The organism is Acidovorax sp. Root402 (assembly GCF_001425125.1).
GTDB classification, from domain to species: domain Bacteria; phylum Pseudomonadota; class Gammaproteobacteria; order Burkholderiales; family Burkholderiaceae_C; genus Acidovorax; species Acidovorax delafieldii.
This window is the reverse complement of sequence record NZ_LMDQ01000014.1, coordinates 735,969-754,374: the sequence shown is the minus strand read 5'-3', so window position 1 is coordinate 754,374 and position 18,406 is coordinate 735,969. Positions and strand designations below refer to the sequence as shown.

Below are 18,406 nucleotides of genomic sequence, written 5' to 3'. Positions count from 1 at the left end.
GAACCACATATGTCCAGTAACACTGTCGCCGAGTTCGCTACCGAACTCAAAAAATCGCCTGAAACCCTGCTCGACCAGCTCAAGGCTGCCGGCGTGGGCAAGGCTGCTCCCTCTGACGCGTTGACCGAGTCGGACAAGCAAAAGCTGCTTGCTTACCTGCAGGCCAGCCACGGCACGGCCTCGGCCGATCGCAAGAAGATCACGCTGGTCAAGAAGTCCACCAGCGAAATCAAGCAGGCGGACGCTACGGGCAAGGCCCGTACCATCCAGGTGGAAGTGCGTAAGAAGCGCACGTTCATTCAGCGCGACGAAGGTGCAGAGGCTGCTGCAGAGTCGCACGCACCCGCGGCGGTGGAAGAACCCGCGGTGTCGAGTGAAGACCTTGAGCTGTCCCGCCGCGAGGAAGAAGCCCGCCGCCAGGCCGAGCTGATCCGCCGCCAGGAGGCGGAATTGGCCGAAAAACGTGCCGAGCGCGAAGCCCGCGAAAAGCGCGAGCGCGAAGCCGAAGAGCGTGCTGCCGCCTACGCTGCTCAGGAAGCTGAGAAGAAGGCCCAGGCTTCTGCCGTCAAGCAGGAAGCCACCCGCGAGCAGGCTGCCGAAGCCGCTGCGCGCACGGCAGCACAGAACGAAGCCCGCGAAAAGGCTGCTGCCGAATCCAAGGCCCGCTCTGACGAAGAAGCCGCCCGTGCGGCCGACCTGGATGCACGTCGCCGCAAGGCCGAGGCCGAAGCTGCCGCCATTCGCTCCATGATGGCTACGCCCAAGAAGGCGGTCATGGTCGCCAAGAAGCCCGAGGAACCCAAGCCAGCGGCCAAGCCTGCTGCCGTGGGTGACGCCAAGAAGGGTACTTTGCACAAGCCGGCAGTCGGCACTGGCGTGGCGCGCGCCGGTGCTCCCGCTGCTGCTGGAGCGGGCGCGGGTGCGCCTGGCGCTGGCAAGGAAGTGAAGTCAGCCAAGCTGTCCTCCAGCTGGGCCAATGACACGGCCAAGAAAAAAGAAATCAAGACCCGCGGCGACAGCAGCGGCGGTGTCGGTCGCAACAACTGGCGTGGTGGCCCGCGTGGCCGCCGTGGCGACAACCGCGACCACCGTGATGATCACCAGCAGGCCGCACCGGTCGAAGCACGCATCATCGAAGTGCATGTGCCCGAGACCATTACCGTGGCTGAATTGGCGCACAAAATGTCCATCAAGGCCAACGAGGTCATCAAGGCGCTTATGAAGATGGGCCAGATGGTCACCATCAACCAGCCGCTGGACCAGGACACGGCCATGATCGTGGTGGAAGAGCTGGGTCACAAGGCCGTCGTGGCTGCGCTGGACGACCCGGAAGCCTTCACCGACGAAGATGCAGGCCAGCAAAATGCAGAACTGCTGCCGCGCGCTCCGGTCGTGACCGTGATGGGTCACGTGGACCATGGCAAGACCTCGCTGCTGGATTACATCCGCCGCGCCAAGGTGGCTGCGGGCGAAGCCGGTGGCATTACCCAGCACATTGGTGCCTACCACGTGGAAACGCCACGCGGCATGGTCTCGTTCCTCGACACCCCGGGTCACGAGGCTTTCACGGCCATGCGTGCCCGTGGTGCCCAGGCCACCGACATCGTGATTCTGGTGGTGGCCGCCGACGACGGCGTCATGCCGCAGACCAAGGAAGCCATCAAGCACGCTAAGGCTGCTGGTGTACCGATCGTGGTGGCCATCACCAAGGCTGACAAGCCTGATGCCAACCCAGACCGCGTCAAGCAGGAGCTGGTGGTCGAAGAGGTGGTGCCTGAAGAATACGGTGGCGATTCGCCCTTTGTGCCCGTGTCCTCCAAGACCGGCATGGGCATCGACACCCTGCTGGAGCAAGTGCTGCTGCAGGCCGAAGTGCTGGAACTCAAGGCGCCGGTGGATTCGCTGGCCAAGGGTCTCGTGATCGAAGCCCAGCTGGACAAGGGCCGCGGCCCTGTGGCCACGGTGCTGGTGCAGTCCGGTACGCTGAAGGTGGGTGATGTGGTGCTGGCTGGCCAGACCTATGGCCGCGTGCGCGCCATGCTGGACGAAAACGGCAAGGTCGCCAAGACGGCTGGTCCATCGATTCCTGTCGAAATCCAGGGTCTGACGGAAGTGCCGCAGGCGGGTGACGAATTCATGGTGTTGACGGACGAGCGCCGTGCCCGTGAGATCGCGACGTACCGTGCAGGCAAGTTCCGCAACACCAAGCTGGCCAAGCAGCAAGCCGCCAAGCTGGAAAACATGTTCGCCGACATGACGGCGGGTGAGGTCAAGACCCTGCCCATCATCGTCAAGGCGGACGTGCAAGGCTCGCAGGAAGCGCTGGCCCAGTCGCTGCTCAAGCTCTCGACCGACGAGGTCAAGGTGCAACTGGTGTACGCCGCTGTGGGCGCCATCAGCGAGTCCGACATCAACCTGGCGATCGCCTCCAAGGCCATCGTGATCGGCTTCAACGTGCGTGCCGATGCCGGTGCGCGCAAGCTGGCCGAAGGCAATGGCGTGGACCTGCATTACTACAGCATCATTTACGACGCTGTGGACGAGTTGCGTGTGGCGATGTCTGGCATGCTGGCTCCCGAGCAGCGCGAAGAAGTCATTGGTACGGCCGAGATCCGCACCGTGTTCGTGGCCTCCAAGATCGGTACTGTGGCGGGTTCGTACATCACGTCCGGCATGGTCCATCGCAACGCCAAGTTCCGTCTGCTGCGCGACAACGTGGTGGTCTACACCGGCGAAGTCGACTCGATCAAGCGCCTCAAGGACGATGTCAAGGATGTCAAGGAAGGCTTTGAGTGCGGTATCAAGCTCAAGAACTACAACGACATCAAGGAAGGCGATCAACTCGAGTTCTTTGACATCAAGGAAATCGCCCGGACGCTGTAAAGCCTCGGTGACGACGATATGGCTGCGAAGAAATCTTCCACTCCCAACCGCGCCTTCAAGGTGGCCGACCAGATCCAGCGTGATCTGACGGAGCTGATCGCGCGCGAGTTGAAAGACCCGCGCGTGGGCATGGTGACGCTGCAGGGCGTGGAGGTGACTCCCGACTACGCACATGCCAAGGTGTTCTTCAGCCTGTTGACGGGCGACCCTGTGGAAACGCAGGCGGCGCTCAACCAGGCGGCTGGATTCCTGCGCAATGGCTTGTTCAAGCGCCTGCACATCCACACCGTGCCTACGCTGCACTTCGTGTTCGACCGCACCTCCGAGCGTGCGGCCGACATGAACGCCTTGATCGCCAAGGCGGTGTCTTCGCGCGCCAAAGAGGATTAGTCCATGCACGCGCCACGCACCAGGGTGCAGCGGCGCCCTGTGCATGGGGTGTTGCTGCTCGACAAACCGCTCGGCCTTTCGAGCAATGACGCCTTGCAAAAGGCGAAATGGCTGCTGCGCGCCGAGAAAGCGGGCCATACGGGCACGCTGGATCCGCTCGCCACGGGCGTGTTGCCGCTCTGTTTCGGCGCCGCCACCAAGTTCAGCCAGCTGCAGCTGGATGCCGCCAAGACCTACGAGGCGATTGCGCTGCTCGGCGCCACCACGACCACCGGCGATGCCGAAGGGGACGTGGTGCAACGCTGCGACGTAGATGCTGCCCAACTCACGCCAGAGCGCCTGGCGGCGGTGCAGCAACAGTTCACGGGTCCCATCCGCCAGGTGCCGCCGATGCACAGCGCGCTCAAGAAGGACGGCAAGGCGCTGTACGAATATGCACGCGCCGGTGTCACGGTGGAGCGCGAAGCACGGGACGTGATCATCCATGCCCTCAAGCTGACGCTGGTGCATACGGATCAAGCGCAGGTAGCTATTAAAATGATAGTGACCTGCAGCAAGGGCACCTACATCCGTACGTTGGGTGAAGACATTGGCGCGGCATTGGGCTTCGGGGCTCACCTGACCTTCTTGCGCCGCGTCGACACGGGGGGCATTGGTGTGGAGCGCTGTGTCACGCTGGCCCAGCTGGAGGCCATGCCCGAGGCAGAACGCCTGGCCAGTCTGGAAGCGCCCGAGTCACTGCTGGCACAACACATGCGTGTCACGCTGGACGGTGAGAATGCAGCCCGATTCCTGTCGGGCGTGCGTCGCCGTGGCAACTGGCCCGATGCCAGTGCCGTGGCGGTGTTTGGCGAGAATCCCCCGGCGCTGCTGGGGGTGGGCCACATCGTGGGCGGGGAGCTGGTGCCGGACAGGCTCCTGAGTCCGCTGGAAATTCAACAAATTTTGGAAAGCACGCCGCATTCCGCGTCCATGGCGCACAGCGGCATATTGGAAAAACTATGACTAAACAAATCCGCAATATCGCCATCATTGCCCACGTTGACCATGGCAAAACCACCATGGTGGACCAACTGCTGCGCCAGTCCGGCACCTTCGCCGACCACGAAAAGGTCGTCGATACCGTGATGGACAACAACGCGATCGAAAAGGAACGCGGCATCACCATCCTGGCCAAGAACTGCGCCGTGAGCTGGAAGGGCACGCACATCAACATCGTGGACACCCCCGGCCACGCGGACTTCGGTGGCGAAGTGGAACGTGCGCTGTCCATGGTGGACAGCGTGGTGCTGCTGATCGATGCGCAAGAAGGCCCCATGCCCCAGACGCGTTTCGTGACCAAGAAGGCCCTGGCGCTGGGCCTGCGCCCCATCCTGGTGGTGAACAAGGTGGACAAGCCCGGTGCCAACCCCGACAAGGTGGTGAACGCCGCGTTCGACCTGTTCGACAAGCTCGGTGCTACCGATGAACAGCTCGACTTCCCCGTGGTGTACGCCTCGGGCATCAACGGCTGGTCATCGCTGGAAGAAGGCGCGCCCGGTGAGCAGTGGGGCCCCGACATGTCGGCCCTGTTCGACACCATCCTCTCGCACGTTCCGCCCAACACGGGCGATGCCAATGCGCCGCTGCAGCTGCAGATCTCTGCGCTGGACTTCTCCAGCTTCGTGGGCCGCATCGGCGTGGGCCGCATCAGCCAGGGTACCCTGAAGCCCATGCAGGACGTGATCGTCATGGAAGGCCCTGATGGCAAGGCCGTGAAGGGCCGTGTGAACCAGGTGCTGACATTCCAGGGCCTTGATCGCATGCAGACCCCCTTGGCGGGCCCTGGCGACATCGTGCTGATCAACGGCATTGAAGACATCGGTATCGGCGTGACCGTGACCGACCCCGCCAACCCCGCGCCGCTGCCCATGCTGAAGGTGGATGAGCCCACGCTGACCATGAACTTCTGCGTGAACACCAGCCCGCTGGCCGGCCGCGAAGGCAAGTTCGTGACCAGCCGCCAGATCTGGGACCGCCTGCAAAAGGAACTGCAGCACAACGTGGCCCTGCGCGTGAACGAAACCGACGAAGAAGGCATCTTCGAAGTGATGGGCCGTGGTGAACTGCACCTGACCATCCTTCTGGAAAACATGCGCCGCGAAGGTTACGAGCTGGCCGTGTCCAAGCCCCGCGTGGTGTTCAAGGATATCGACGGTGTCAAGCACGAGCCTATCGAGCTGGTGACGGCCGACATCGAAGAAGGCCACCAGGGCGGCGTGATGCAGGCCCTGGGCGAGCGCAAGGGCGAGCTGGTGAACATGGAGTCCGACGGCCGTGGCCGCGTTCGCCTGGAGTACCGCATCCCGGCCCGTGGCCTGATCGGTTTCACCAACGAATTCCTGAACCTGACGCGCGGCTCCGGCCTCATCAGCAACATCTTCGACAGCTACGAGCCGCACAAGGGCGACATCGGCGGCCGCAAGAACGGCGTGCTGATCTCCATGGACGACGGTGAAATCTTCACCTACGCGCTGGGCAAACTGGACGACCGTGGTCGCATGTTCGTGAAGGCCAACGACCCTGTGTATGAAGGCATGATCGTCGGCATCCACAGCCGTGATAACGACCTGGTGGTGAACGCCACACGTACCAAGCAGCTGACCAACTTCCGCGTGTCCGGCAAGGAAGACGCGATCAAGATCACGCCTCCGATCGACCTCACGCTCGAATACGGCGTGGAGTTCATCGAGGACGACGAACTGGTCGAAATCACGCCCAAGTCCGTGCGCCTGCGCAAGCGCTATCTGACCGAAAACGAGCGCAAGCGCGCCTCCCGTTCTTGATAAGCTCAGCGTTTCCGAAAGGGCCACTGCCACGCAGTGGCCTTTTTTCCGTCTGAACCCTGCACAAACCATGTTGAAACTCACCCATACCCGGGCGGTGCTGCTGATGGTGGCGGTGACCCTGATGTGGTCCATCGCCGGCGTGGTCACGCGCCACCTGGAGCATGCGGCAAGTTTTGAAGTGACCTTCTGGCGCAGCTTTTTCACGTTGCTGTCGCTGCTGGTCATCTTGCCCGCGCTGCAGGGCAGGGCGGTGTTTGCCTCCATGCGCCACAGTGGCCGTGCGTTGTGGATCTCTGGCGTGTGCTGGAGCGTGATGTTCACGGCGTTCATGGTGGCGCTGGTTCTCATGCCGGTGGCCAATGTGCTGGTCACGATGGCCGTGGGGCCGCTGCTCACAGCGCTGTTTGCAAGGGTGTTCATCGGCCATCACATCGCCCCGCGCACCTGGGCTGCGATTGCCGTGGCGGGGCTGGGTATTGCGTGGATGTATGGTTCGCAGATGGCGGGCCTCCCTCTGGCGGGAACGCTGGTGGCGCTGTGTGTGCCTGTGGCCGCTGCCATCAATTGGACGGTGGTACAACATTCGCAGCGCCATGGCCATGCGGTGGACCTGGTGCCTGCGGTGTTGGTCGGCGCAGTGATTTCGGTGGTGGCCACGTTGCCACTGGCGCTGCCTTTTCAGGCGTCGGCCCACGACCTGGGCCTGTTGGCCTTGCTGGGCGTGGTGCAATTGGCCATCCCTTGTGTGCTGGCCGTGCGCTGCGGGCGCGTGCTCAAGGCGCCCGAGATGGCGCTGCTCGGGCTGCTTGAAGTGATCTTTGGCATCTTGCTGGCATGGCTGGGCGCGGGCGAAAAGCCTGGCACGGCGGTGCTGACGGGGGGCGCACTGGTGATCGGTGCGCTGGTTTTCAATGAACTGTTGGGTTGGAAGGAACAAAAATGACGGAGACGGTCGTGTCTGAAGTATTGAGCGAAGTGCGTGGCCAGGTGGGCTTCATTACCCTGAACCGCCCGCGTGCGCTCAATGCCTTGTCGCTGGGTATGGTGCGTGACCTGATGGGCATCCTGCTGGCATGGCAGAACGATGCGCGGGTGCTGGCCGTGGCCATCCGTGGCAGCAACAAGGAAGGCCCGTTTGGTGCTTTCTGCGCAGGCGGCGATATCCGCTTTCTGCACCAGGCGGGTAGCCAGGGCAACCCGCTGATCGAGGACTTCTTCACCGAGGAATACGCGCTCAACCACCTGATCCACAACTACGCCAAGCCCTACATCGCCTTCATGGATGGCATCGTGATGGGGGGCGGCATGGGCATCAGCCAGGGCGCCGCCCTGCGCGTAGTGACCGAGCGCACCAGGATGGCCATGCCCGAGACGGCGATTGGCCTGTTCCCGGACGTGGGCGGGGGTTACTTCCTGAGCCGCTGCCCGGGCCGCGTGGGCGAGTGGCTGGCACTGACCGGCGACACCATCGGCGCGGGAGATGCCATTGCCTACCAGTTGGCCGATGGCTGCCTGCCCTCAGACCGGCAGGCCGCGGTGTGGGATGCGCTGGCCACCCAAAGCTTTGCGGATGGCGCGGCCATCAAGGCCTATGTTGCTTCTCAATTTGTAGCATCTCAGGCAAGCGGTACTAGCGCTCTGGCTGATATTGACCAATATTTTGCGCTGCCGACCGTTGGCGAGATCGTGCGGGCACTCGAGGCCGCCGACAGCGACTGGGCACGCACCACGGCCGCCACGCTGCGCAAGCGTTCGCCACTGATGCTGCATGTGGTGCTAGAGCAGATTCGCCGCGCCCGTGCGATGGGCCTGGCCGACGACCTGCGCATGGAGCGCGATATGGTGCGCCACTGCTTTTTCCTGCGCCCAGGACAGAGTGAGACCGTGGAAGGCATCCGTGCCCTGGCCGTGGACAAGGACCATGCGCCTCAGTGGAATCCAGGCCGCATTGAAGATGTGACGCCGGAGATGGTGGCACCGTTCTTTGCCAGCCCCTGGCCGGTGCATTCGCACCCGCTGGCGGCATTAGCGTGATTGGATGCATCGGCTTGAATTGAGCCGATGCGGTGTTCAGGATGGCTGAATGCTGTCTGGCAGCTAGAACAGTTTTCTACCGCAGGAATCTACTCAAAGCTCGGAGTACTTGCGATAGTCCCACGCGGCTTCAGAGTAGTCCATGCTGTTGGCTAGGCTGTAGGGGGCAATGAGATCCTTTGCCTGCCGTTGAGAGTGCCATTTGAGTTCGCGCAACCAGCAGTCTTTGCATTGATCCCACATGCATGGAGTACCAAATCCTGCCCGCAATGAATGCATGCGTGGGCCATTCCAAAGATCCCATAGAGAGTTTTTATGGGTCAGGTGGCCTACTTGTTCTCCATAGTGCTTTCCACAGGTGATCACTTCCCCATCTGCCATGATGATCGCAGTGCGATGCATCCAGTTGCACTCTGGTTCTCGCAAAGCAATCGAGGTCTCCCTGTCCCATGTATGGGACGGCAAGGCGTGGGCTAAATCGTGTTGAGCAGGGGGCGTAGATGACTGGCTTTGCGCTGAGCCTGCCGGGCTTTCATCCATCTGGGCCGTGGCTTCTGCTGCCTTGGGTGCTTGCTGTGTCGTTGTGTTTGGCTCCATGCCTTTGGCGTCGCTGGCGGTATGTTTCAGGTCATTCGGTGATACCAGTCGGATGGGGATTACAGCTATTGATTTGGACTCGGGTGCCATCATTAGCGGTGGGCTCTCGTGCCGTATGCCAAGGCGATCCATTTCCGCATAGGCTTCACTCAGGGCTGCATTGGCTTCTTCTGGGTAGTCCAGCAGGCTTTCGGATCGTTCCTTGTCTTGGAATACCACCAGATGTCTGAGCGAGATGAGGTCGGGTTCGAATTCGGCAATTCGCCTGACGAAATCAGGCACTTCTGCCACATTGTTGCGTTTGAGCGTCCAAGAGATTGTGAGCTGCGGGCGCCGTGACAAAGGGGCCGTGTTCCTCAGCTCATGGTAGTAACGCAGATTGTCAAGCACGGTCTCAAATTTGGCTCCAGCGCGGTTCGTTTCAAACGTTGCGGCAGTGTTGCCGTCGAAAGAGAAAATCAACTCGTGTACCCATGGCATCAAGCCCGCGTTAAAGCGTTGTCGCACGCGCGTACCGTTGGTCACGCAACTCATGCGCACGTCGTGTTCGCGTAGTTGTTGAGTGACAGCATTCCATAGTTCATCGCTTGCCAGAGTAGGCTCGCCTCTGCCCACCAAGCTCACCACCGAAACGTGTGGAAAAGTCTCCTGAGCCAGTTGCATGAAGTTCTCAACGGGCATTTCTGGGCTGCAGTTGTGATGTTTGTGCAGATGTGGCATTCCATGGGAACTGCAGTGTGGGCAGCGCAGATTGCACACAGGTGTCAACTCAATAGAGACTGACTCTGGGTAGTGTGGCAAATTGACCCGGCGGCTCGACTCGCTGATCCTGACTTGCTCGCGCACCCATTGCCGGTGGGCTACGCGCTTGGCATGCTGAGTGAGCGTGGTGTCATGTGTTTCACTGACTAGCCGCATTTCCATCAATTGCCATGTGCCTTGCGAATAGGGCAACCCATCCATTCGAATCCGCAGGCAGCCACTGGCTCTCGCTGCCTGTAGAACTGCATCGGGCAACGCGATTTGCAAACGCTGTGGACTGAATCGTTCGCGCACCTCGAAACACACAACCGCATCTTCACTGAATTGCGCCCATGGGTGTGTGGTGTAGTAGAGCTTGCTATACAGGTAACGCCCCAACTCGGCACGTGTTCCGTCCAGCTGTAACGTGACTTCCAGCAATGCATCGTCAGCACCCACGGACATCTTCGGGAGAATGAGACTTTCTCCACCCTGCGCTTGGGCCGGCAAGCTCTTCACCGCCATCAGCTCATAGGAGGTCGCAGTGATAAATTTTGCGAGATCAGGCGCGAAAGACTTTACCGAACGGGCTGCTGAATGGGGAATTGACTTTAGTCGCTGGGCCAAGAGTTTTGGCATGGGTCATTGCCTTTATGGGTTGGTGCTTCGGCCTGAACAGGCTTGATTTCATCTGTATCGAGGCATCTGAAGACGTGAGTCACTGCAAGCGAATTTAAGTGCTTTATACAATGTGTTTGCAATCTTGATTCAGGTGTCTTGCTGAATCGCTTTGTGCTGCTGCAAGTTCAGCGCATGACAAGGCGGCTTGCGCAATGTCGCATACAAAAGCAGGATCTAAGTGACTGAAGACGCAAACGCCCGATGGGTTGCATCGGGCGTTTACGTTTTGCGCTCTCGGATTCAAGGAGTCAGTTCATTGGCCCAACCCAGAGGCGGCAGTGAAGCCGAGATTATTTTTCTCGTTTCCCCGCAGGCATCCCTGTAGTCCCTGTCTCGACTGTTTGTGCTGCGCAGAGTAGTGAATGCGTTTGTCTCAGCGACTGCGGCTTTTCATGGCGCGCTCCACCTCGCGCTTGCCTTCGCGGTCCTTGATGGTGTCGCGCTTGTCGTGCTCGGCCTTGCCTTTGGCCAGGGCGATCTCGCACTTCACGAAGCCGTTCTTCCAGTGCAGGTTGATGGGTACCAGCGTGTAGCCCTTTTGCTCGACCTTGCCAATCAGGCGCTTGATGTCGTCTTTCTTGAGCAGCAGCTTCTTGGTGCGTGCCGATTCGGGGTTGACATGGGTGGACGCTGTCTTGAGCGGCATGATCAGGCAGCCGAGCAGATACAGCTCGCCATCGCGGATCAGCACGTAGCCATCGGTCAGCTGCACCTTGCCCTCGCGCAGCGCTTTGACCTCCCAGCCGTGCAGCACCATGCCCGCCTCGTGGCGCTCCTCGAAGAAGTAGTTGTAGGCCGCTTTCTTGTTGTCGGCAATGCGGGAGGTGGGATCGGGTTTTTTGGCCATGTAGATCAGATGCGGCGCCCTGCGGGAGATAAAAGGTCTCCCTACATACAATTGTGGCCGTTCAGAGACCCGTGATTCTAGTTTCCCCGGCCCGCCTTTCCCCTTCGAAAGCCCCGCGCCAGCTGCCTGCATGAAAACCGTCCACAAGTCCGTCCTCATTTGGTACAGCCCCGAAGAGATGTTTGCCCTGGTCACCGGGGTGGAGCACTACCCGCAGTTCCTGCCCTGGTGCGACCGCGCCGCAGTGCTGGAGCAGACCGAAGAGGGCATGACCGCCGAGGTGGGCATTGCATTCAGCGGCATTCGCCAGACCTTTGTCACGCGCAACACGCACGAAGTGGGCAGGCGTGTGCAGATGCATCTGGTGAAAGGACCGTTCTCACGGCTGGACGGGGATTGGCACTTTCATCCCGTGGGGGACGGCACGCAGCGTGCGTGCAAGGTGGAGTTGATACTGAACTATGGGTTTGACAGTGCTGCGTTGGCCACGCTGGTGGGGCCGGTGTTTGACCGCATCGCAGGGAGCATGGTCGATGCCTTCGTCAAGCGAGCGGAACAGGTTTATGGTTGACGTGGGTGGAGGGACCTCGGCGACCATCGCTATCACCGTCGTCGTCTGTCTGGCTCCGCGCGAGGTGCGTGAGTGGGCTCTGGATTTGCCGGTGGGCGCCACGGTAGCGGATGCCCTGCACGCCAGCTGCGGTATGGCCACGCTGTCCGTGCTGGAGGAGGGGGGCGCACCGTGCGTCGGTATCTGGGGCCGTGCTACTAATCTGGATGTGGGGTTGCAGCCCCAGGACCGCGTAGAAGTCTACCGACCTTTGAAGGTGGACCCCAAGGTAGCACGGCGGGAGCGCTTTGCCCGACAAGGGGCGCGCACTACAGGCCTCTTTGCGCGCCGCCGACCAGGGGGCAAGTCAGGCTACTAGTACTGCTGAGTTGATCCGCGCGGTAGCGGAGCAGCATGCAGCTCAGCGTACGCAGTCGGCCGCGACAATCTCGTCGATGCGCTTGGCTTCGGCTGCGCGGGCGGGGCCATCCAGGAAGATTTTTTCGCCCTGGGCGTTCGCTTGTGTGATGGGCTTGCCAGCATCGAACGCCGCTTTGGCCGCGCGTGCGCGGGTGCAGTTTTCAGCCTTGGCCTTGGCGATCTTTTCGTCCTCGGCCTTTTTCTTGGCGGCTTCTGCGGCCTCGGCCTGGGCTTTCTTCTCTTCCAGCTCCTTGTCCTTGCCAGCACCAGGGGCGCTGGCAGCGGTCTTGGGCGCTGCTGCTGCTGCTGCGGGCGCCGCGTCAGAGGCTGCTGGCGCGGCCGGGACGGCAGCTCGTGCCGGGCGGTTGCCCCCAGGCTGTTTCAGGATGCTCTTTTCGGGGATATCGGGTGGTGGCGGACGATCGCTGAAGACTTTGCGCCCGTCTTTGTCTGTCCACTGCCATTGCGCCGCCGCGCCCATGGCCCAGGTGCAGGCCACGGCCAGCAGGAGAAGCTTGTGCATTTTCATGCGAACAAGTTTATCCGTGTGATTCCCCCCCCGCCAGTGCGTTGCAGACGGGTGGGCGCGTTTTCACCACACGCGGCGCGGGTACAATCCGTTTTTTGGAGCTTTCTCATGCGCCTTCTTGGAAAAGCGCTCACCTTCGACGATGTGTTGCTGGTGCCAGCGTACTCCCAGGTCCTGCCCAAGGACACGTCCCTCGCGACGAAACTCTCCCGCAATATCCAACTGAACCTGCCGCTTGTGTCCGCCGCCATGGACACCGTGACCGAGGCGCGCCTGGCCATCGCCATCGCCCAGGAGGGTGGCATCGGCATCGTGCACAAGAACCTCACTGCGCAAGAGCAGGCCGCCCACGTGGCCAAGGTCAAGCGCTACGAGTCCGGTGTGCTGCGCGACCCCGTGGTCATCACCCCCGAGCACACCGTGCTGCAGGTGCTGCAGCTGTCCGAACAGTTGGGTATCTCGGGCTTCCCGGTGTGCGACGGCGGCAAGGTGGTGGGCATTGTCACGGGCCGTGACCTGCGCTTCGAGACCCGCTACGACGTCAAGGTCCACCAGATCATGACCCCGCGCGAGAAGCTCATCACGGTCAATGAAAAAGAGGGCACCACGCCCGCAGAGGCCAAGGCGCTGCTCAACAAGCACAAGCTCGAGCGCATCCTGGTCGTGAACGACGCCTTTGAGCTCAAGGGCCTGATCACGGTGAAGGACATCACCAAACAAACCAGCTTCCCCAACGCTGCACGCGACGCCGCAGGCCGCCTGCGTGTGGGCGCTGCCGTGGGCGTGGGCGAGGGCACCGAGGAGCGCGTTGAGGCGCTGGTCAAGGCCGGTGTGGACGCCATCGTGGTGGACACGGCCCACGGCCACAGCAAGGGCGTGATCGACCGCGTGCGCTGGGTCAAGCAGAACTACCCGCAGATCGACGTCATCGGCGGCAACATCGCCACCGGCGCGGCTGCGCTGGCGCTGGTCGAGGCGGGCGCGGACGCCGTCAAGGTCGGTATCGGCCCTGGCTCCATCTGCACCACCCGCATCGTGGCCGGTGTGGGCGTGCCCCAGATCATGGCCATCGACAACGTGGCCACCGCGCTCAAGGGCACGGGCGTGCCGCTGATTGCCGACGGCGGTATCCGCTACAGCGGCGACATCGCCAAGGCCCTGGCCGCTGGCGCAGGCACGGTGATGATGGGTGGCATGTTCGCAGGCACGGAAGAGGCGCCTGGCGAAGTCATCCTGTTCCAGGGCCGCAGCTACAAGAGCTACCGTGGCATGGGCTCCATTGGCGCCATGCAACAGGGCAGTGCGGACCGCTACTTCCAGGAGTCCAGCACCGGCAACCCCAATGCCGACAAGCTGGTGCCCGAAGGCATCGAAGGCCGCGTGCCCTACAAGGGCTCCATGGTCAGCATCGTCTACCAGATGGCGGGCGGTGTGCGCGCCTCCATGGGTTACTGCGGTTGCGCCACCATCGAAGAGATGAACAACAAGGCCGAGTTCGTCGAGATCACCACCGCCGGTATCCGCGAAAGCCATGTGCACGACGTGCAGATCACCAAGGAAGCGCCGAACTACCGCGCTGACTGATCGTTCCAAGCCGATCTGGCCTGATTGAAAAATCTGGTCAGAATGATATAGTCTGGTCTGAATTCACCATTCAGGCCAGACTTTTTTACTTTATGCAGTCCGTTGGCATCTACGAAGCGAAAAGCAGATTCTCTGCCCTGATCGAACTGGTCGAGCAGGGCGAGGAAGTGCGCATCACCCGCCACGGCAAAGAGGTGGTGCGCATGTTGCCCGTGCGCCGCCGCCCTGTGATTTCTGACGAACAGATTGCGCGCGAACTGGGCCAGATGGACGCGTTACACGCCAGCATTCAACCCGCAGGGGCAACAACGGTGGACGGCTTGCGCCGTACAGGGCGGAGCACTGCATGACCGCTTTCGTGCTTGATGCCTCGGTCACTGCCGCCTGGTTGTTGCCGGACGCGGCCAGCGAACACACCCGCCGCCTGTACGCCCTGATCCGCCGCGATGAGGTCGAGCCGCAGGCGCCCAACCTCTGGCACTGGGAGTGCCACAACATACTTGCCACCGGTGTGAACAGCGGGCGCATTCCAGCCGCTTCCGTCGAAGGCCTGTGGGGCGTGCTCGAAGCCATTCGTCACCGCGTCGAATTGCACGAACTGGCCCCTGCCCAGCACAAAGCCGTGCTCGACGTGGCATTGGAAACCGGCCTGCCCACCTTTGATGCTGCGTACCTGTGGCTGGCGCGCTCGCTGCGCCTGCCTTTGGCCACCTTTGATTCTCACCAGATCGCTGCCGCCCAGCGCAGCGGCGTCCCGCTTCTTGATCTCTCCAGCCTCTGACGGACCACCACCATGCAACACCAGAAAATCCTCATCCTCGATTTCGGCTCGCAAGTCACCCAGCTCATCGCGCGCCGCGTGCGCGAGGCCCATGTGTACTGCGAGGTGCACCCCTGCGACGTGACCGACGAGTGGATCCGCGACTACGCCAAGGACGGCTCGCTCAAGGGCGTGATCCTGTCGGGCAGCCATGCCAGCGTGTATGAGGTGGACGACAAGGCGCCGAATGCGGTGTTTGAGCTGGGCATCCCCGTGCTGGGCATCTGCTACGGCATGCAGACCATGGCCCAGCAGTTGGGCGGCAAGGTCGAGGGTTCCAACACCCGCGAATTTGGCTACGCCGAAGTGCGCGCCCATGGCCACACCGAACTGCTCAAGGGCATCGAAGACTTCGCCACGCCCGAAGGCCACGGCATGCTCAAGGTGTGGATGAGCCACGGTGACAAGGTCACTGCCTTGCCCCCGGGCTTCAAGGTGATGTGCTCCACACCCTCTTGCCCCATCGCTGGCATGGCCGACGAAAGCCGCCACTACTACGCCGTGCAGTTCCACCCTGAAGTCACACACACCGTGCAGGGCCGCGCCTTGCTGGAGCGTTTTGTGCTGGGCATCTGCGGCACCCGTGCCGACTGGGTCATGGGCGACTACATCGAAGAGGCTGTGCAAAAGATTCGCGAGCAGGTGGGCGATGAGGAGGTGATCCTTGGCCTGTCGGGCGGCGTGGATTCGTCCGTGGCTGCAGCGCTGATCCACCGCGCCATTGGTGACCAGCTCACCTGCGTGTTTGTGGACCACGGCCTGCTGCGCCTGAACGAAGGCGACATGGTCATGGACATGTTCGAGGGCAAGCTGCACGCCAAGGTCATCCGCGTGGACGCCAGCGACCTGTTCCTGGGCAAGCTGGCGGGGGTGAGCGAGCCCGAGCAAAAGCGCAAGATCATCGGCGGCCTGTTTGTGGACGTGTTCAAGGCCGAGGCCGCCAAGCTCAAGGCAGGCACCGGTGGCCACAAGGGCGCCACCTTCCTGGCCCAGGGCACGATCTACCCCGACGTGATCGAATCCGGCGGCGCCAAGAGCAAGAAGGCCGTCACCATCAAGAGCCATCACAACGTGGGTGGTCTGCCAGAGCAGCTCGGCCTGAAGCTGCTGGAACCCCTGCGTGACCTGTTCAAGGACGAAGTGCGCGAACTGGGCGTGGCCCTGGGACTGCCGCCCGATATGGTCTACCGCCACCCGTTCCCCGGCCCCGGCCTGGGCGTGCGCATCCTGGGCGAGGTGAAGAAGGAATACGCCGACCTGCTGCGCCGTGCCGACGCGATCTTTATCGAAGAACTGCGCAACTTCAAGGACGAAGCCACGGGCAAGACCTGGTACGACCTGACCAGCCAGGCCTTCACCGTGTTCCTGCCCGTCAAGAGCGTGGGCGTGATGGGCGACGGCCGTACCTACGACTACGTGGTAGCCCTGCGCGCCGTGCAGACCAGCGACTTCATGACTGCCGACTGGGCCGAGCTGCCTTACGCGCTGCTCAAGAAGGTGTCAGGCCGCATCATCAACGAAGTGCGTGGCATCAATCGCGTGACGTATGACGTGAGCAGCAAGCCGCCAGCGACGATTGAGTGGGAGTGAGTGCGGGTAAATCAAAATACTGGTTATTTGAACAGTATTGACGCACAATGCGACGGATCTTCCGGAGCTTTGTGTGCCATGTCCCAGCTTCACGATCTCTACTATTTCCTTTTCCCTACGCAGCTTGCCGCCGAGACGGCCAAGAGGTTACTGCAGCGCCTCCAAGGACCCTGTGGGGCGGGCAGAGGCGAGCCAATGTCCTTGGATCGGCTGCACATCACGCTCCATCACCTGGGGCGCTTTCTGAACAGCATCCCCCGAGAGGTAATCGACTTGGCGCTGGCGGCGGGTAGCGCCATGGACTACGAACCGTTTGGGGTCCGCCTCGACGTGCTGCAGTCCCGGGGCGGCTTTGAAAAGGGGACTTTCGGCACCGTCGAGCTGGCGCCACAAGCGGGCGCTGCGCGTGAATTGCGAGGATTTCAACATGCGCTTGGCAACACGATGCGCCGCATGGGGTTTGCAGAAACCCAAATCCGCAGCCATTTCCACCCGCACATGACTTTGCACTACAAGCACGAACGCATTGACCCAATGGTGGTTGCTCCCGTGGCATGGACCGTGACGCAGTTTGCCTTGGTAGACAGCCTCTACGGCCTGAGCAGGCATGATGTGCTCGCGCGCTGGTCCTTGCAGGCACGGCAGCAGGCCTTTCTCGATTGGTGATGTTGCGAAGCATGTGGATGCCCATGCGCACTCGCAGTCCGGCATCGTCGTCCGAAAGCTCCGCGGCTACCTTCCCCTGAAGCCATTCGACTTCTCGTTTCTTCATGACAACACTTCACGATTTCTGGCCCCGTTGTGGTTTCCAAACACTGGAGCACGATGTCCGTGATTGGCTGGCTCCCTCCGATGGATACCTGCGTTGGCTGCTGGCCCGACCAGAGCTGGCGCTGGTGCCGGAGTCGTGCGCTGCTGAGATCGCACTGCATGAATCGCTGAAGGTGTCGCCCGCGCGGGTGGTTGCCTCTGCGGAGCTGGCTGCTTTGCAGGACGAAGACGCGCGCGAGAACTACACCGTATTCCTCCGCTTTCGCGATGGCCTGCTGGCCGCGGGCACGCTGGAGGCGTACTACTTGCAACTCATGCGCAGTGGAGCGGTGAATGTGCCCACCGTGTTCATCGACGCCGTGGTGCAGGCCCTGCTGCGCAATGTGCTGGATGACTGCAACGACGCCTTCGAAGCCCGCGCTGCAGAGATGCTGTTTCGGCCCCAGCGCATCACCTTGCAGGAAGGGCAAATGCTGGCAGGCGACCGGGAGACGCTCGACATGCTCAACGAAACCGGAGGCCTGGGCGACGTGGGGCGCTTGCTGCTGCAAAGCGGCGCACTGCAGCCCACGGCGCAGGTCAAGGTGCTGTCGGCCGACAACGCGGCGCAATATTGGCAGGAGAGTGACCGCCACCACTTTCTGCTCGACCTGACCCATGAGCTGACACAGGACCTGAGCCATGGCCTGACCTTCAAGATGACCCGCGCCCGTTCTGGCCTGAAGGCGCTGGCGCGGGTGCTGGAGCGCTGGGTCGGCCACTTGCTGGGCGTGCAAGTGCAGATCGAGCCTGTGCACCAGGTCACCGACAGCGCGTGGCGCTGGCATGTGGGGCTGGATGTGGAGTCCACCGCCATCCTCAACGACCTGTACCAGGACCGGCCGGTGGAGTCTGAGCGCATGGCGCGGCTGGTGAGCCTGTTCACGCTGACCTTTGCCAACCCGGCCGAGATGCGTGCCGATGTGGCGGGCAAGCCGGTGTACCTGGGGCTGGCGACCAACGCCGAGGGCGTGGTGCGCATCAAGCCGCAGAACCTGTTGCTCAATCTGCCGCTGCCATCGGTATCTTGATTGCTATTAAATTAATAGCTACTAGCGCTTGATGAATAAGCGCTAGCAGCCAATTTTATTCAAATTTCTCC

The 18,406-nt window shown here is 61.8% G+C and carries 17 protein-coding genes; 14 read left to right on the top strand and 3 right to left on the bottom strand.

Annotated elements, in window-relative coordinates:
- Positions 1 to 9 precede the first annotated feature (9 nt).
- The 6 genes from infB to ASC83_RS14600 all read left to right on the top strand — a co-directional run bounded on the left by infB (position 10) and on the right by ASC83_RS14600 (position 8,135).
- Positions 10 to 2,883 carry a translation initiation factor IF-2 gene (gene infB, locus ASC83_RS14625; protein WP_056063888.1) on the top strand — a complete coding sequence of 958 codons (2,874 nt, stop codon included), beginning with the start codon at positions 10 to 12 and terminating at the stop codon, positions 2,881 to 2,883.
- Positions 2,884 to 2,901: 18 nt separating this feature from the next.
- Complete coding sequence (gene rbfA / locus ASC83_RS14620) at positions 2,902 to 3,273, top strand: 30S ribosome-binding factor RbfA (RefSeq protein ID WP_008904004.1); 372 nt, start codon at positions 2,902 to 2,904, stop codon at positions 3,271 to 3,273.
- A 3-nt stretch (positions 3,274 to 3,276) separates the two neighbouring features.
- The gene (gene truB, locus ASC83_RS14615; protein WP_056063885.1) at positions 3,277 to 4,278 is read left to right on the top strand and encodes a tRNA pseudouridine(55) synthase TruB; all 1,002 of its coding nucleotides are present in this window, start codon (positions 3,277 to 3,279) and stop codon (positions 4,276 to 4,278) included.
- The gene (gene typA, locus ASC83_RS14610) at positions 4,275 to 6,098 is read left to right on the top strand and encodes a translational GTPase TypA (protein ID WP_056063883.1); all 1,824 of its coding nucleotides are present in this window, start codon (positions 4,275 to 4,277) and stop codon (positions 6,096 to 6,098) included. Before truB ends, typA begins: the two co-directional genes overlap by 4 nt.
- Positions 6,099 to 6,168: 70 nt before the next feature.
- Complete coding sequence (locus ASC83_RS14605) at positions 6,169 to 7,044, top strand: DMT family transporter (protein ID WP_056063881.1); 876 nt, start codon at positions 6,169 to 6,171, stop codon at positions 7,042 to 7,044.
- Positions 7,041 to 8,135: an enoyl-CoA hydratase/isomerase family protein gene (locus tag ASC83_RS14600; RefSeq protein WP_056063877.1), complete on the top strand. Its 1,095-nt coding sequence runs from the start codon at positions 7,041 to 7,043 to the stop codon at positions 8,133 to 8,135. The genes ASC83_RS14605 and ASC83_RS14600 overlap by 4 nt, the downstream gene beginning before the upstream one ends.
- Before the next feature lie 93 nt (positions 8,136 to 8,228).
- On the opposite strand, the gene ASC83_RS23605 is transcribed toward ASC83_RS14600, so the two are convergent.
- Both ASC83_RS23605 and smpB read right to left on the bottom strand, forming a co-directional pair.
- Positions 8,229 to 10,112, bottom strand: a complete 1,884-nt coding sequence (locus ASC83_RS23605) for a radical SAM protein (protein WP_156379510.1) — start codon at positions 10,110 to 10,112, stop codon at positions 8,229 to 8,231.
- Between the two features lie 415 nt (positions 10,113 to 10,527).
- The gene (gene smpB, locus ASC83_RS14590) at positions 10,528 to 11,001 is read right to left on the bottom strand and encodes an SsrA-binding protein SmpB (protein ID WP_056063871.1); all 474 of its coding nucleotides are present in this window, start codon (positions 10,999 to 11,001) and stop codon (positions 10,528 to 10,530) included.
- Positions 11,002 to 11,131: 130 nt separating this feature from the next.
- Here smpB and ASC83_RS14585 point away from each other — a divergent pair, with 130 nt between their 5' ends.
- The gene (locus ASC83_RS14585; protein WP_056063868.1) at positions 11,132 to 11,572 is read left to right on the top strand and encodes a type II toxin-antitoxin system RatA family toxin; all 441 of its coding nucleotides are present in this window, start codon (positions 11,132 to 11,134) and stop codon (positions 11,570 to 11,572) included.
- Positions 11,565 to 11,930 (top strand): RnfH family protein, encoded by a 366-nt coding sequence (locus ASC83_RS14580; RefSeq protein WP_056063865.1) that lies wholly within the window; start codon positions 11,565 to 11,567, stop codon positions 11,928 to 11,930. Before ASC83_RS14585 ends, ASC83_RS14580 begins: the two co-directional genes overlap by 8 nt.
- A 42-nt stretch (positions 11,931 to 11,972) precedes the next feature.
- Here the strand turns inward: ASC83_RS14580 and ASC83_RS14575 are convergent, their stop codons facing one another.
- Positions 11,973 to 12,500, bottom strand: a complete 528-nt coding sequence (locus tag ASC83_RS14575) for a DUF4124 domain-containing protein (RefSeq protein WP_056063863.1) — start codon at positions 12,498 to 12,500, stop codon at positions 11,973 to 11,975.
- Positions 12,501 to 12,608: 108 nt separating this feature from the next.
- Here ASC83_RS14575 and guaB point away from each other — a divergent pair, with 108 nt between their 5' ends.
- From guaB to ASC83_RS14545, 6 genes are all read left to right on the top strand, one after another.
- Complete coding sequence (gene guaB / locus ASC83_RS14570; protein WP_055398151.1) at positions 12,609 to 14,084, top strand: IMP dehydrogenase; 1,476 nt, start codon at positions 12,609 to 12,611, stop codon at positions 14,082 to 14,084.
- A 92-nt stretch (positions 14,085 to 14,176) separates the two neighbouring features.
- Positions 14,177 to 14,434, top strand: a complete 258-nt coding sequence (locus ASC83_RS14565) for a type II toxin-antitoxin system Phd/YefM family antitoxin (RefSeq protein WP_056063860.1) — start codon at positions 14,177 to 14,179, stop codon at positions 14,432 to 14,434.
- A complete protein-coding gene (locus ASC83_RS14560) occupies positions 14,431 to 14,865 on the top strand; it encodes a type II toxin-antitoxin system VapC family toxin (protein WP_056063857.1) in 435 nt (144 codons plus the stop codon). Before ASC83_RS14565 ends, ASC83_RS14560 begins: the two co-directional genes overlap by 4 nt.
- Positions 14,866 to 14,877: 12 nt before the next feature.
- Positions 14,878 to 16,494 carry a glutamine-hydrolyzing GMP synthase gene (gene guaA, locus ASC83_RS14555; RefSeq protein ID WP_056063853.1) on the top strand — a complete coding sequence of 539 codons (1,617 nt, stop codon included), beginning with the start codon at positions 14,878 to 14,880 and terminating at the stop codon, positions 16,492 to 16,494.
- A gap of 78 nt (positions 16,495 to 16,572) precedes the next feature.
- Positions 16,573 to 17,160 carry a 2'-5' RNA ligase family protein gene (locus tag ASC83_RS14550; RefSeq protein ID WP_056063850.1) on the top strand — a complete coding sequence of 196 codons (588 nt, stop codon included), beginning with the start codon at positions 16,573 to 16,575 and terminating at the stop codon, positions 17,158 to 17,160.
- 104 nt (positions 17,161 to 17,264) lie between these two features.
- Positions 17,265 to 18,335 (top strand): DUF6352 family protein, encoded by a 1,071-nt coding sequence (locus tag ASC83_RS14545; RefSeq protein ID WP_056063847.1) that lies wholly within the window; start codon positions 17,265 to 17,267, stop codon positions 18,333 to 18,335.
- Positions 18,336 to 18,406 lie beyond the last annotated feature (71 nt).